This is a genomic window from Ruminococcus sp. (assembly GCF_016283395.1).
The window spans coordinates 28,875-44,258 of sequence record NZ_JAEEMU010000053.1; the positions used below are offsets into that span (position 1 = coordinate 28,875).

8 protein-coding genes and 1 other annotated feature are annotated in these 15,384 nt (G+C 45.5%); of the genes, 7 read left to right on the top strand and 1 reads right to left on the bottom strand.

The window, feature by feature from the left end; all coding sequences use genetic code 11:
- Positions 1-9: 9 nt before the first annotated feature.
- From QZZ41_RS13875 to asnA, 7 genes are all read left to right on the top strand, one after another.
- The gene (locus tag QZZ41_RS13875) at positions 10-849 is read left to right on the top strand and encodes a hypothetical protein (RefSeq protein ID WP_295073396.1); all 840 of its coding nucleotides are present in this window, start codon (positions 10-12) and stop codon (positions 847-849) included.
- Positions 850-1,127: 278 nt separating this feature from the next.
- Positions 1,128-2,264 (top strand): exonuclease SbcCD subunit D, encoded by a 1,137-nt coding sequence (locus tag QZZ41_RS13880; RefSeq protein WP_295073399.1) that lies wholly within the window; start codon positions 1,128-1,130, stop codon positions 2,262-2,264.
- Entirely contained in the window at positions 2,261-5,554 is a 3,294-nt protein-coding gene (locus tag QZZ41_RS13885; protein WP_295073402.1) for an SMC family ATPase, read from the top strand. Before QZZ41_RS13880 ends, QZZ41_RS13885 begins: the two co-directional genes overlap by 4 nt.
- Positions 5,555-5,772: 218 nt before the next feature.
- Positions 5,773-7,995, top strand: coding sequence for a leucine-rich repeat protein (locus QZZ41_RS13890; protein WP_295073405.1), 2,223 nt, complete (start codon positions 5,773-5,775; stop codon positions 7,993-7,995).
- Between the two features lie 349 nt (positions 7,996-8,344).
- Positions 8,345-8,602, top strand: a binding site (T-box leader).
- A gap of 72 nt (positions 8,603-8,674) precedes the next feature.
- Positions 8,675-10,045 carry an asparagine--tRNA ligase gene (asnS, locus tag QZZ41_RS13895; protein WP_295073408.1) on the top strand — a complete coding sequence of 457 codons (1,371 nt, stop codon included), beginning with the start codon at positions 8,675-8,677 and terminating at the stop codon, positions 10,043-10,045.
- A 29-nt stretch (positions 10,046-10,074) separates the two neighbouring features.
- Complete coding sequence (locus QZZ41_RS13900; RefSeq protein WP_295073411.1) at positions 10,075-11,262, top strand: leucine-rich repeat domain-containing protein; 1,188 nt, start codon at positions 10,075-10,077, stop codon at positions 11,260-11,262.
- 69 nt (positions 11,263-11,331) lie between these two features.
- Entirely contained in the window at positions 11,332-12,342 is a 1,011-nt protein-coding gene (gene asnA / locus QZZ41_RS13905; RefSeq protein ID WP_295073413.1) for an aspartate--ammonia ligase, read from the top strand.
- 71 nt (positions 12,343-12,413) lie between these two features.
- On the opposite strand, the gene QZZ41_RS13910 is transcribed toward asnA, so the two are convergent.
- Positions 12,414-15,269 carry an insulinase family protein gene (locus tag QZZ41_RS13910; RefSeq protein ID WP_295073416.1) on the bottom strand — a complete coding sequence of 952 codons (2,856 nt, stop codon included), beginning with the start codon at positions 15,267-15,269 and terminating at the stop codon, positions 12,414-12,416.
- Between the last annotated feature and the right edge of the window lie 115 nt (positions 15,270-15,384).

The following is a 15,384-nucleotide window of genomic DNA, read 5'->3' on the forward strand; positions in this document are numbered from 1 at the left end:
GGCAGCGGTATGAAACTAAAATACATCACAGCTGCCTGCTTGGGCGTTATGCTAATGTATGCACCAGTTCAGATGAAAGCCGCATCGGTTGACAACAGTGTATATGAACAGTATGAAAATGCTATAGGACTTATTGAAAAATGTTCCCTGAAATGTTCTTCATATGAAGAAGGATATCTTGATGTAACTGCTAAAACTCAGGTATCGGGAAAGATGAAAGAGGTCGGCTTCAAGAATATAGTCGTACAGTTCAGCAGCGACGGCGAGAACTGGTACGATGAATATACCTACGGCGACCATACGGGAACAGACACGAAATACCACAATCTCAACGGACTAAGGCTGAAAGTCCGCGGAGGTTATTATTACAGGATATCCTGTGTCCACTATGCAAACGGAAGAGCATACGGTGACGATAGTGTAAGGACTCAGACCGCTGTCAATGTTTCATCGGCAGTATGGGTAGAGGCTGAACCTGTTATCACCACGACTACTACAAGACCTGTCACTACTACGACTACCACAAGAAAGGTGACAACTACTTCAACATCAAAGGCAACTTCAAAAACTACATCAAAACTTACAACTAAGACTACAGGCGTTCCTGCAAGGACGACTTCGGCGATGAACGGTATCTACGCTGCGGGAGCAAGTACTTCAACAGCGGCAATGACTACAGATGCTGTTAAAAAGGCTGTAACTACAGCTAAAACCACAACTGCTGCAACTACAGCGGCAGCAAACTCGCCGAAAACAGGAGACAGACCGCCTGTACTGGAATTTACTGCACTATGCAGTGCAGGTGCAGCTGCACTTTTCCTCTACAGCAAAAAGGCAAAGCACAGCTGATATGAAATAGCTTTGTATTGGGGGCTTATCAGAAGATATCTCTGACGGAGAGGCAGAATGTAATTGGGGTTTTGCCTGTCTGAAAAGCTTCTGCGCGGGCGGTCACACAGCTGTTCCGTGTTTTGTATATACATTTCTCAATTTATCCCTGTCCGCAGCACTTGGACAGGGATTTTTTTTACATTTTCTTCGTTGACACTGAGCCTCAAAGTTTGTATAATTATAGTAAGAAAATGGTTACTGTATGGTATAAAAGCTCTATAACAGGAGGTTTTGAAATGAAATTCATACATTTGTCCGACCTTCATCTCGGAAAGCGGCTCAATGAGTTTTCCATGACAGAGGATCAGGATTTTATACTAAGGGAGATATATAGCATAATATCAGAGGAAGAGCCTGATTTTGTCATAATCGCAGGGGATATCTATGACAAATCCGTTCCCTCGGCAGAGGCGGTACACCTTTTTGATGCATTTCTCACTAAGGCGGCAGAGCGCACGGGACACATATTCGTTATAAGCGGCAACCATGATTCGGCGGAGCGTATTGCCTTTGGTTCGCATATAATGGAGAAAAGCGGCATACATATGTCACCTGTGTTTGACGGGAATATAGTGCCTACAGTACTGCATGACAAGTACGGGGACTTCGGAGTGTATATGCTGCCTTTCATCAAGCCTGTGACTGTGCGCAGGTTCTTCCCCGATACTGTTGTAGAAAGCTATACCGATGCGGTAAATGCGGCGGTAGACGCAATGAATGTGGATTTTACAAGGCGGAATATAATCATAGCTCATCAGTTCGTGACAGGTGCCATGAAAAGCGACTCAGAGGAGGTATCGGTAGGCGGTATCGACAATGTGGAGTCGTCGGCTTTTGACGGCTTTGACTATGTTGCTCTCGGACATATCCACAGTCCGCAGAACGTTGGAAGCGAGAGGATACGCTACTGCGGTACTCCGCTGAAATACTCATTCTCGGAGGCGGAGCAGGAGAAGTCCGTAACCGTAGTGGAAATGCGTGAAAAGGGCAGACTTGATGTGAGAACAGTACCGCTTTCACCGAGGAGAGATATGCGCATTATACGTGGTGCATTTGATGAAGCGATATCAAAAGAGGTAAGCAGTGAGGGCGATGTGAACGATTATATCCATATTGTCCTTACAGACGAGGAGGATATCCCCGAGGCTATGGGCAAGCTGAGAACGGTATATCCCAACATAATGAGCCTTGAATATGACAACAGCCGTACAAGGAGCGAGCATGGCAGCATGGCGGCTGCAAAGCCTGAGGCCAGGCTGCCTATAGAGCTTTTTGAGGAGTTTTATGAATTCAGCAACGGCAGGGAAATGAGTCCGCAGCAGCGTGAACTGATGCAGTCGCTCATAGAAAAGATATGGGAGGGCGAAGAATGAGACCTGTAAGACTTGAAATATCAGGATTTGGTCCGTATTCGGGAAAGACAGTCCTTGAACTCGACTCTTTCGACAAAAAGGGACTTTACCTTATTACAGGCGATACGGGAGCAGGAAAGACGACTATATTCGATGCGGTCACATACGCTCTTTACGGCAGTGCAAGCGGCACTAACCGCGATGACGACAGTATGCTAAGGTCGAAATACGCTTCTCTTGATACTCCGACATACGTGGAGCTTGATTTTGAATACAGCGGTAAGATATATAAAGTGAACAGAAATCCCGAGTATACACGCAGAGCCAAGCGCGGCGGCGGAGTGGCTCAGGAGCCTGCAAATGTTGTTTTCACCTATCCCGACGGCAAAGCAGTCTCGGGTATAAGAGACGTTGACGCGGCTGTTAAAGAAGTCATAGGTCTTACCGAGAAGCAGTTCAAGCAGATAGCAATGATAGCGCAGGGCGACTTTATGAAGCTCATAACCGAGGATACGGGACAACGCCGCGAGATACTGCGTCATATCTTCAAGACCAAGAACTATCAGACCTTGCAGGAGACACTGAAACAGGAGAGCAGTGCGCTGAAAAATGCCTGTGAAAGTCACCGCGGCAGCATAAATCAGTACGTAGGCGGCATAGTATGCGGTGAGGATGACGAGTACGCCGAGGAAGTTACAAAGCTGAAAGAAGAGCTGCCGCCTGTTGAATATATCTGCGAGATCGTGGAAAAGCTCATTGTCCGTGACAAGGCAAGAGCTGAGGTCTGCACTCGTGAGAGCGAGGAGCTTGACGAAAAGCTGGCGGAAGTCAATGCACGTATCGCAAAGGCAGAGGAAAGAGAAAAGGCAGCTGCCGAGCACGAAAAGACTTCAAATATGCTCAGTGAATTGCAGCATCGCCGTAAGCTCCTTGCCGAGGAGCTTGAAAAGGAAAATGAACGCAAGTCCGAGCTTGAAAGGATAACAGCGGAGCTTGCCCGTGTAGATGCGGAGATACCCGAATACAGCAAGATAGCGGAAAATAGGAGACTTGCATCGGAGACTGAAAGGGATATTGCGGAAAATACCGAGCTTCTTATCAAAGCAGTGGAGTCAAAGGAAGCTGCCGAGACGAAGCTTGAACAGATAAAAGTTGAGCTTTCTTCACTTGAAGGTACAGGTGAAAAAACAGTCGAACTCACCTCACAGCGCGAAAAGCTTGAAAAGCGCGGCGAAGAGCTTGAAAAGCTTTCCGAAATGATAAGAGAATGTGAAAAAAGCGAAGCCAATGTGAAAAAAGCCGAAGCAGAGCTGAAAGAAGAGCAGGCTGAGCATGACAGGCTTATGAAGCAAAGCGAAATGCTCTGTGCTGAGACTGAAAAATCCAAAAAGCGCAGAGGCGAGCTTGAAAAATGCGGTGAAGAGCGCGAAAAGCTGCTTCGTGAAGAGGAAAATCTTATCAAGCGTCAGGATCAGCTGAAAAAGCTTTCTGAGGATATAGAGGCGTGGAAGAAGTGCCGCAGCGACCATAAGAAAGCAGTTTCTGCCTATAAGGAGGCTGCTGATATCGCCGAAAAGATAGCGGCTGACTACGAAAGCAACTACAGGGCTTTCCTTGACGATCAGGCAGGAGTTCTTGCGGCAGGACTGAAAAGCGGTGAGCCCTGTCCTGTGTGCGGTTCATGTGAGCACCCTGCACCTGCGAAAAAACAGGTGAAAGCACCCTCGGAGAATGAGCTTGAGGAACTGAAAAGCAAAGTGGATAAGGCACGGGCTGAGGCAGAGAAGCGCAGTTCAGCTGCTTCCGGGTTAAAGGGAAAAGCTGAGGAGCTTGAAAGGAAGCTTTCAGACAGTGCAGATGAGTTCCTGGGCTGCGGCAGTGACAAGTGGGCAGAGCGTTGTGGGCATGAGCTGATAAACTGCGGCAGCGAGAGAAATGAGCTTGAAAAGAAGATAACCGAGATCGAAAACCTTATTGCAGAGCGTGATAAGCTGACGCAGGATATTGCTTCAAAGGAAAAGCAGGCAGCAGGTATACTTACCGCTGTTGCCGAGACTGACAAGAAGCTGACGGAGCTTCGCGGCAGGAGAGCCATGACTGAGGGTGAAGCTAAGCAAATGCGCAGCAATGCGGAGGAAAAGGCAAAGGAGATAATATGCGGAGAAGTAACCGGAGATATCCGCAGCATGATAACCTCGGAGAAAATAAGTCTTAACGGACAGCTCGTACAGAACAGTGCGGAGCTTGCCGAGGAACAGAAAAAGGCAGCTTACAGGAAAGAGCTTGAAGAGCTTATCCCTAAGTGTGAGAAGAATATCGCCGAAAAGACTCAGAGCATAACCGATCATACAGCCGCAAAGGCTGCGGGGGAGAGCAGGCTCAGAGAGCTTGCCGAGCGCATGGCTGAGCTGAAGCAAAGACTGCATTTTGAAAGCGGAAAAGAAGCTGCCATGTATGCGGACTCACTTCAGAAGCGTATCAATGAGATACGAAAGTCCTTTGAAGCGGCAGAGCAGGCTATGAAAGGCATTGAGAAGCAGTGCTCGGAGGAGGCAGGAAAGCTCAAACAGCTCACCGAACAGCTTGAAGGTCTGGGCGAAATGGACAGTGCTTCAGAGGTTGCAGAAAGGACAAGGCTTACCGAAGAAAAGTCAAAGCTCACCGAAAAGCTGAGAAAGCTGCATACTCAGCTCACTATGAACAGGACCGCACTTGAAAATATCAAGGGCGGCTCGTCTGAGCTCGCAGAGCTTGAGGAACGCTATAAATGGGTGAGAAATCTGGCTGATACCGCAAACGGAAAGCTGTCGGAGCAGAGCAAGTTCATGCTTGAGACTTATATACAGACAGCGTATTTCGACAGGATAATCGCCCGTGCCAATGAGAGACTGAAAGTCATGTCGGAGGGGCAGTACACACTTGTCAGACGTACGGAGTATGAGGACAAACGGGCGCAGGTGGGACTTGAACTTGATGTTATCGACCACTATAACGGCTCGACGAGAAGCGTTAAGACACTTTCGGGCGGAGAGTCCTTCAAGGCATCGCTTTCTCTTGCACTTGGTCTATCTGACGAGATACAGTGCTCGGCAGGCGGAATAAAGCTTGATACCATGTTCGTTGACGAGGGATTTGGTTCTCTCGATGAAAACTCTATAGAACAGGCAATGAGGGCACTTAACACACTTTCCGAGGGCAACAGGCTTGTGGGGATAATCTCCCATGTACAGGCACTAAAACAGCGTATCGACAAGCAGATCGTAGTTCGTAAGGACAGAGATGGCGGCAGCCGTGCGGAATTGATAGTGTGATCATTGCTTTGTGCATTTTGTCTAAATACATATCTTAGCGCAAGCGGAAAATCCGAAGTTTAGAGACTATATCAAGGTTTAGCACCGTTATTTTTCACAAAATTTACCAGATGATGAACTGGTTTATTGATTTTTAGTCGGAGAAATGCTATAATTAATGTATAATTCTGTATTGTAATAATATAGATCCAGACAAAATCCCTATGGAGGATAACAGAATGAAAATGACAAGATGTCCTGAGAAGCATCTTTACGATGCTGATAAATATAAGACTTGTCCTTATTGCGCTGAAAACGGCGATAAAGCCCAGCGAAAGGGAAAAGTCGTAAAAGTCAAGGTTAGGGCTGTTAAGGCAAGTCAGAACGCCAATACAGAAACCAAGCCAGCACCAAAGGCAGAAAACAAGCCAGCTGAGGCAAAGCCAGCACCAAAGGCAGAGAACAAGCCAGCTGAGGCAAAGACAGCACCAAAGGCAGAGAATAAACCTGCTGAGGCAAAGCCTGCACCAAAGGCTGAAAACAAGTCAGCTGAGGCAAAGCCTGCGTCAAAGGCTGATAACAAGTCAGCCGAGGCAAAGCCTGCGCCAAAGGCTGAAAATAAGCCAGCTGAGGTAAAGCCTGCACCAAAGGCTGAAAACAAGCCTGCTGAGGCAAAGCCTGCACCAAAGGCTGAAAATAAGCCAGCTGAGGCAAAGCCTGCGCCAAAGGCTGAAAATAAGCCTGCTGAAGCAAAAACAGCAGAGACTAAGCCAATAGGTGCGATCCATGCTCCGAAAGCGGAAAACAAGCCCCTTGGTACGATCCATGCGCCAAGTTTTAATAATAAACCTGCTGAGACTAAGTTTGCACAAAAGACTGATAATAAGGCTGCTGATATAAAGCCAAATGACAAGAATAAGGGGAAACCTGTCAGCACAGATGACGGCAATGAGCTTGCTCAGAAGATAATGGATTCTATTCCGGAGTCACAGAAGCAGAAGTTCAAGGACACTGAAAAAGAGGACTTTAGCAATAAGAAAAAGGTGGATACTTCACCTGCGCCCGTCAAGCTTGACAAGATGCTTGATATAAAGCATGACAGTATCAGAGACAACAGCTTGTTTGCTCCTAAAAAGGATGACAGGAAGCATGACGGTGCGAAAAAGTCGGAGGAAAAGAGCGCGTTTGCTCCAAAGCCTGATGCTAAGGCTGAGGAAAAGAAGTCCGAGGGCATCAAAAAGGACGAGAAGCCCGAAATAAAGAGCTCAATTGCTCCAAAGCCTGATGCTAAGGCTGAGGAAAAGAAGTCCGAGGGCATCAAAAAGGACGAGAAGCCCGAAATAAAGAGCTCACTTGCTCCAAAGGATGATGTTAAGGCAGAGGAGAAAAAGTCAGATGACATCAAAAAGGACGAGAAACCCGAGATAAAGAGCTCACTTGCACCAAAGGCTGATGCTAAGGCTGAGGAGAAGAAGTCCGAGGACATCAAAAAGGACGAGAAGCCCGAGATAAAGAGTTCACTTGCTCCAAAGCCCGATGTAAAGGCTGAGGAGAAGAAGTCAGAAGCATCTGATGATTATGAAAAGTACGGCGAACTTATAAATGATGAAAATATCGAGATAGATGACGAAAATAACATGGCTATCGACAAAAACGGTACCCTTGTGAAGTACGTGGGAACTACAGAATCTATTGTTATCCCCGAAAAGGTAAAGGTAGTCGGCAAGTATGCGTTCCGCGGCAATGAGACTGTAAAGAAGATAGTTATGTCGGACAGCGTACATATCGTTGAAAAGTTCGCATTCTGTCACTGCTTCAACCTTGAAGAGATAGTATTCTCAAAAAATCTTGAATCTATTGGAGAAAATGCATTCCTGAAATGCCTGAGACTCAAGGAGATAAATCTTCCCGAGTCTGTGAAGAAAGTGGGCAAGGGTGCATTCGGAAGATGCAACAGCGTTGAGAGTGTTGTGCTTCCTGCGTATTTGCAGCGCATAAGCGATCTGATGTTCTTCTCATGCAAGAAGCTCAGAAGAATAGTAATATCGGGTTCGGTTGAAGCTATAGGCAATGCGGCATTCTCTGAGTGCTACAGCCTTAAAAAGATAGTTATATCGAATTCAGTTACCACTATCGGTGAAAGCGCATTCTCATGGTGCAGATCACTTACGGCAGTTGATATCCCGAGTACTGTGAAATCCATTGGAAACTGGGCTTTCTATGGCTGTCAGAACCTTATGGATCTTAAAATAAGCATGAATACCAAGGATATCAAGGAAGACGCTTTCAGCGGCTGCGAGAGCCTTTACAATATCAATATAATCGAGTTTGAAAATGAAGCTATCCCGATCGATGAGATACGAAAGGGTCATAAGCAGACCATAAGGATACTCAAGCAGATAAACCGTAAAAAAGCAGAGCGTTATGCTCGCGAGCACGGTTTCAGTACATTGTTCATATAATATAAAGATCATTATTCCATTCAGAAAAAAGTAAGTCCGAAAGCGTTTATTGCTTTCGGACTTATCTTTTACTATATTTTAAAGAGAGGGGAGTGAGGTCTTGATCACATTTTTCCAAGATCATCTGCGCTATGAATTCGGAAGTGTGATTTATTTCCATGGTTATAATATACACCTCTTTTTTGTAAGACATCGCATTGACAGGTGAAATAATCGGGAAAGCTTTGTGTAAGAAAATGTCGGAATGTGGTGTTTTTGGCATATGTTCTGATGAAAATGTGAAAAGTGTGAACTTTTTTATGCTTTTTCTCTTGACAAGACTAAATAAAAGTGATATAATACATACAAATAAAATGCAACGACAGAGAGAAGTAGCATGGAATTTCGTTCCCAGAGAGTGCGGGTATGGTGAGAGCCGCATATCAGAGTCTGTGTGAATAACACTCCCGAGCAGCAAACCGAAAGGGTGTCGATTTAAGAGGGACAGCGTGTGTTTTTCTTGAGCACTTGAGTAGGGGCGACGTATTCCGCACGTTACAGCGGCTCAAAAGTGATCGCTTTTGCGGTAATTCAGGTGGCACCACGGGTAATATGCCCCGTCCTGTAGTTTCAGGACGGGGCTTTTTGTATTCCTGCTCGTCCTGTATATACATTTATATACTGAAAGGAAAAGATCATTATGAAGCACATTGATGTCAAGGAGATAATCACCACTAAGGATTATGTGGGCAAGCAGGTAACAGTATGCGGCTGGGTACGTACATCACGTAACTCAAAGAGCGTTGCATTCGTTGAGGTAAATGACGGTACTTCCCTTAAAAACGTACAGGTCGTTGTTGATAAGGGCGACAGCGATTACAAAGAGCCAAGAGTTGGTATGTCCGTAAAGGTAACAGGTACAGCAGTAGAGGGCAGAAATGACACAGTTGAGATAAACGCTGTTCCCGACGGTATCACTGTACTGGGCGATGCTCCTACAGATTATCCTCTCCAGAAGAAGGGACATACACTTGAATTTCTCCGTACTATCCCACACCTCAGAGGCAGAACGAATACATTCAACGCTGTATGGCGTGTACGTTCGGTACTTGCTGCTGCAATACATGAATACTTCCAGAAGAACAACTATGTTTATGTAAACACACCGCTTATCACAGGCAGCGACTGTGAGGGTGCAGGTGAGATGTTCCAGGTAACAACTATCGGCTACAGCAAGGATTACAAGAACGAGGAAGAGTACTACGCTAACGACTTCTTCGGCAGAAAAGCAGGTCTTTCAGTATCAGGTCAGCTTGAGGGCGAAATGGCTGCAATGGCTATGGGTAAGATATACACATTCGGTCCTTCATTCAGAGCCGAGAACTCAAACACTCCAAAGCACCTTGCTGAATTCTGGCACGTTGAGCCAGAGGTAGCTTTCGCAGAGCTCGATGACGTTATCGAGATAGCTGAGAATATGCTCAAATATGTTATCCGTAAGCTCCTTGACACCTGTCCTGATGATATGAAGTTCTTTGACGCTCACTTTGAAAAGGGACTTATCGCTCGTCTTGAAGAGCTTATCTCACACGATTTCGCAAGAGTAACATATACCGAGGCTATCGAACTTCTCAAAAAGTCAGGCGAGAACTTTGTTTACCCTGTAGAGCGGGGCTGCGATCTTCAGACAGAGCATGAGAGATACCTCTCTGAAAAGGTATTCAAGAAGGCTGTATTCGTTACAGACTATCCTAAGGACATCAAGTCATTCTACATGAAGCAGAATCCTGACGGAAAGACAGTTGCAGCTGTAGACTTACTTGTTCCGGGCGTTGGCGAGATCATCGGCGGCAGTGAGCGTGAGGCTGATTATGAGAAGCTTATCGCTGCTATGAACGAGAGAAAGATGAACCTCGACCTCTACAGCGACTACCTCGACCTCAGAAAGTTCGGAAGCGTACCTCACGGCGGTTTCGGTCTTGGATTTGAAAGACTTATCATGTACACAACAGGCATGGCTAATATCCGTGACGTAATCCTGTTCCCGAGAACAGTAGGTTCTATCAGATAAAAATTGAGAAAGTGATATAGGGGGAAATCATGAAAAGAACACTATTCGCAGTATTAGCTTTATCATTTGCAATAACCATGTCATCATGCGGAGCTGATGTGGTCAAGCATGAAAAAAAGCACGATGAAAAGACTTCTGTTGAAACGACTGAGACTGAAAAAGTTACAGAGACTACAAAAGCTACAGAGGCTGAAGAGCATGATGAATATGATGACGAATATGATGAAGATGAGGAATATTCTCCGGAAGAAGCCTTTGAGATCGGATATATTTCGGCAAAGAAGTCAAGTGAGATCCAAAGTAAAAAAATGTCTATAAAGCCTGATGACAATGGCTTTCTCATCAAAGACGGCGTGCTTTATGACTATAAAGGAGTAATGCCGAAGGTGGAGATACCTGACGGTGTTGAGCGCATAGAAGCATATGCATTCTGGAGCAACAATGTTGTGGAAGCTCTTTATATACCTTCTTCTGTAAAGGAGATAGGTGCAGGGGCGTTCTGGAGCTGTTCAAATCTGAAATTTGTTCAGGCTGAGGAGGGGCTCGAAGCTATTGCCGGTTCAGCTTTCTGGAGCTGCGGCGGACTTGAAAACGTAAATCTCCCAAAAAGCATAACAAAAATGGGCGAAGGCGTTTTCTGGGCAATAAACGATATAACGGTTCATACTCCCGCAGGTTCATATGCAGAGGAATATGCAGAAGATAATGGAATGAACTATGATAATACTTATGTTGAGTATTCTATGCTGGACAGAAAGAATGTTATTCTTGGTTCGCAGTATGCCTACAGCACAATGACTGAATTCCTCATTCCCGAGAATATTACGGGTATTGAGTCAGATGCATTTGAATACAGCAAACTGACAAAGATATTCATTCCAAGAAATGTTCAGTATATCGCGCCTGATGCATTTGAATACTGCTATGACCTGAAAACCGTGACTATAGACGGCTGCCCCGATGTAAGGGCAGAGGCTTTTGAATACTGTGAAGGTCTCGAGGAAGTACGCTTCAATGAGGGCTGTGAAAAAATAGGCGATAGTGCGTTTGCTTACTGCGATAACCTGAAAGATGTGTATCTTCCCGAAAGTATGAGATCTATAAATGAAAGAGCATTTGAATATACAAATGCTGATCTGAAATTACACGTTCCCGCAGGTTCTTATGCGGAACAGTATGCGATATCTATGAAGATATCATACGATAACAATTATTAATGTACAGCACAGAAAGCATCAATGGAGCTGTTTTCTGTAAAAATATCAAGTAAAGGAAAGTGATTAATCATGTCAAGATCGCTGTATATCCCTGAGGGCTATAAGTCAGCCCTTACGCTGAGAGAAACTCAGCACGCAATCAAATACATCAAGGACGTTTTCCAGCAGGCTTTATCATTTGCACTGACTCTGGACAGAGTATCAGCACCCCTTATCGTTAAAAAGGGCAGCGGTATAAATGATGACCTTAACGGCGTTGAGCGCAAGGTGGATTTCGATATCAAGGAGATCGCCGCAGAAGCAGAAGTAGTACAGTCACTTGCAAAGTGGAAGAGAATGGCTCTCTATCGCTACGGATATAACCCCGGTGAGGGTATTTATACGGATATGAACGCTATCCGCCGCGATGACGATACAGACAATACACATTCCATATTCGTTGACCAGTGGGACTGGGAAAAGGTCATCACCCGTGAACAGAGAAATATCCAGTTCCTCAAAGAGACTGTAAAGTCAGTGGTTAAGGCTATCGCCTATACAAAGCGCAAGGTAAGTCTCCGCTATCCTCAGATATCAGGCAAGATCTGTGAAGAGCCTTATTTCATAACTACTCAGGAGCTTGAGGACAGATATCCCGATAAGACAGGCCACGAGCGTGAGCGTCTTATCACTAAGGAGCACGGAACAGTATTCCTTATGGGTATAGGCGGAAAGCTTGCAAGTGGCGAGAAGCACGACGGCAGAGCTCCAGACTATGATGACTGGGCACTTAACGGTGATATCCTGTTCTGGGACGAAGTTCTGGATGATTCTCTTGAAGTATCCTCAATGGGTATCCGTGTCGATGCTGAGTCGCTTAAAAAGCAGCTTGCAGAGTGCGGTGCAGAGGACAGAATGCAGTACAAGTATCATCAGATGATAGCTGACGACACACTTCCGCTCACTATCGGCGGCGGTATCGGTCAGTCAAGACTTTGTATGCTTCTCCTTAACAAGGCTCATATCGGCGAAGTTCAGTCGTCCATATGGTCTGATGAGATGATAGAGAAGTGCGCAGCAAACGGCATAACTCTTCTTTGATAACAATAGCAAAGCCCGAAAGCGTATGCTTTCGGGCTTTATTTTGTATGTGATAAAGAATGAGGTTTATATCAGGCAAGAGTATCTATAGTGAGGTCAAGTCCCTGCATAGCGGCTTCGTTGCCGAATACGCATATATTTCCGCAGTTTCTGAGCTTTTCGGCAGCATCAGCAAGCTGCTTCGGAGTGACTTTCAGCATATTCTTTTTTATATCTGCACGTTCTTTATAGCTTATTCCTCTGAACCAGAAACCATCGGCCTTTATGCTCCTGTTTCCGTCTGAGTAAAGCGGTTCATCCTTTGCGATAGAACTGATGATATACTGTGTGATATCGGGATCATTCTTGCAGTATTCAGCTGTAAAATCAGCAGCTTTGCGGTAGGTCTCGATAGTTGTCTTTGGTGACGGGTCACGGTATGAGTAGAATGACTGCTCGCGTGAAGGTGATATCATTGCGCCTGTACCGTATGCGCCGCCCTTTACTCTTACTTCGTTCCAGAGATATTCAAGGGAAAGAGCACGGAAAAGTACATTGCGTACAGCCATATCTGCTGAATTATCAGGCAAAGCCATAGCTGTGTATGATATGCCAGAAGGAATGATGACGCCCTGTCTTTCAGGGATATCAAGAGTATATACCATTTCATCGCTGGCAGAGGGAGTACCCTCGGGAAGCGAGCTGATAAGCGGCTCAATGGATATACCGTAGCTGTCTGTGATACTTGCAGTAAGACGAGCTGAACATATGATGCGCTTGCTGATAGAGTTTATATCAGAAATAAGCTTTTCGGGAGCATTAAGAGCTGCGTGAAGACGCTTGTATCCTTCATATCCCGAAACAAGTTCAACAACTGCTGATTCAGCAGAAAGTGAAGCTTTTACACGATTCATGGAGTATGAATGTCCATTTGACATGATATGCTGCTTGAAATCTTCATCTGCCTGCTTTAAGATCTCGCATATAGCTGCATTATCGTTGAACTGAGTGTCAGTTATGATCTCGCTGATGAGAGAAAGTGCTTCGTCTGTATTCTTTTCGAGGAAACGTGCCTTAACGGAGAGGAAAGGCTTGCACTTATCCTTTACGCCCTTTTGCGAGAATACATTCACATTGTAGGAGATGCTTCCGAGGAGACCTGTTACTCTGCGCTGTACTTCAGCAGCCGAGCTTTTTGAAGTTGCAAGAGAACCGTAAAGCTCACACATTGCAGCAGCGGCTGAAAGCTCCTGCTCGGTGCAGTCTGCAAGTGAGAAATAAAGATTTACTGCGGCTATGCCCTTATCGGAAGCTGGATGGCGCAGAACTGTTACGCCATTGCATTTTGTCTCATTTGTTTCAAATGCCAGTGGTCTGTCGCTGACCTCGGAAAGTGCAAGGTGAGGCATAGTTGCCAGCTGTTCGGGAGTATCTACAGACTGCTGCCAGCTGTCAAGCTTTTTATTCTGCTCGATGATAACATCTATCTCTTCGCAGGCAAGTTTGTTCATTACATTTGAAAGTCGCTTTTCTTCGGCAGCCTTCTGCTCTTCGCCGTATGTGCGTGACGGGAGCAGATACAACTCAGCCTTGCCGTTTTCGTCAAGAAGCCATTCATGAAGGAGCTTTTCAAAATAATCGGTGTCGAGCTTGCTTCTGAGTGAGTCGTATACTTCACCGAGTTCAAGGTAGCAAAGGGGATCACCGCCGTAGAGCCATGCTGAAAGCACATCGGTATTGCGTGTAAGACCTCTTGGTTCTTTTCCTGCGCGGAACTTGAATTCAAGGCGGTTTATTGCGGCTTTGAGGAGTTCACGGTCAATACCGTCCTTGCAGAGCTTTGAGACAGTATCTCTTATAGTCTCTTTCAGCTTTTCGCAGCTTTCAAGGTCGGTGTTGCTTATGCAAAGGAAACCGAAAGGCTGAAGAACGCCGTCGCTGACTTCGAGAGATGCATCAAGGCAAAGCTCTGTATCGAGGATAGCTCTTTTGAGCGGAGCATCGTTTGAGCCTGTAAGTGCTTCTGCGAGTATGGAAGCGGCTGTGATCTTTTCGCGTTCTTCCCAGCTTCCGAGGACCTTGCCCATAACGAGATATGTATGCTTTTTATCGTCATCGTCCTGAGATATCTCATAATAGCACTTCTTTACTGTGGGAGCGATAGTCTTCTGGAAAGGTATTTCCGTATCAACTTCGCGCTTGTCATAGCGGCTGAGGTATTCGCCGTCGATAAGTTTGAGAACGTTGTCGATATCTACGGGACCGTCAAGGAATATATATGAGTTTGAAGGGTGGTAGTATTTTCTGTGACCTTCGATGAATTGTTCATATGTTAGGTCTGTGATATGCTCGGGAAGTCCGCCTGACTCGAAGCGATAGCAGGTGTCAGGGAAGAGCACGCCCATGAGCTCTGTCTCGATACGGCTGTATATAGAGGAAAGTGCGCCCTTCATCTCGTTGAATACAACGCCCTTGTATACAGGCTTGTCGGACTTGCTGCGCATTTCGATGTGCCAGCCCTCCTGATAGAAGATATTAGGGTTGTAGTATATAGCAGGATCAAATACTGCATCGAGATATACCTGTGTAAGATTCATGAAATCCGTATCATTTCGGCTCGATACAGGGAAAATGGTCTTATCGGGATATGTCATTGCGTTAAGGAATGTGTTCATAGTACCTTTCATAAGCTCAAGGAAAGGCTCTTTTACGGGATATTTCTTTGAACCGCCAAGTACTGAATGTTCAAGGATATGGAATATACCCGTATCGTCTGTAGGCGGAGTTCTGAATCCTATGGAGAAAAGCTTGTTTTCACCGTCGTTTTTGAGCCAGATGAGCTTTGCACCTGTTTTGTCGTGCTTCATTTCGATAAGCTCTGAACCGCTGTTCGGAGCAGGAGTTATTCTTGTTACGGTAAAGCCGTGTATATTATCGTTTATCTGCATTATTTGCCTCCTAAATTGGTTTATAATATAAGTATATCATTTTTTGTAAATATATGCAAGTGTACTTACTCATAATTAGCACACGTTAACTCCGTTGCTTGGGCAATTAACGCAA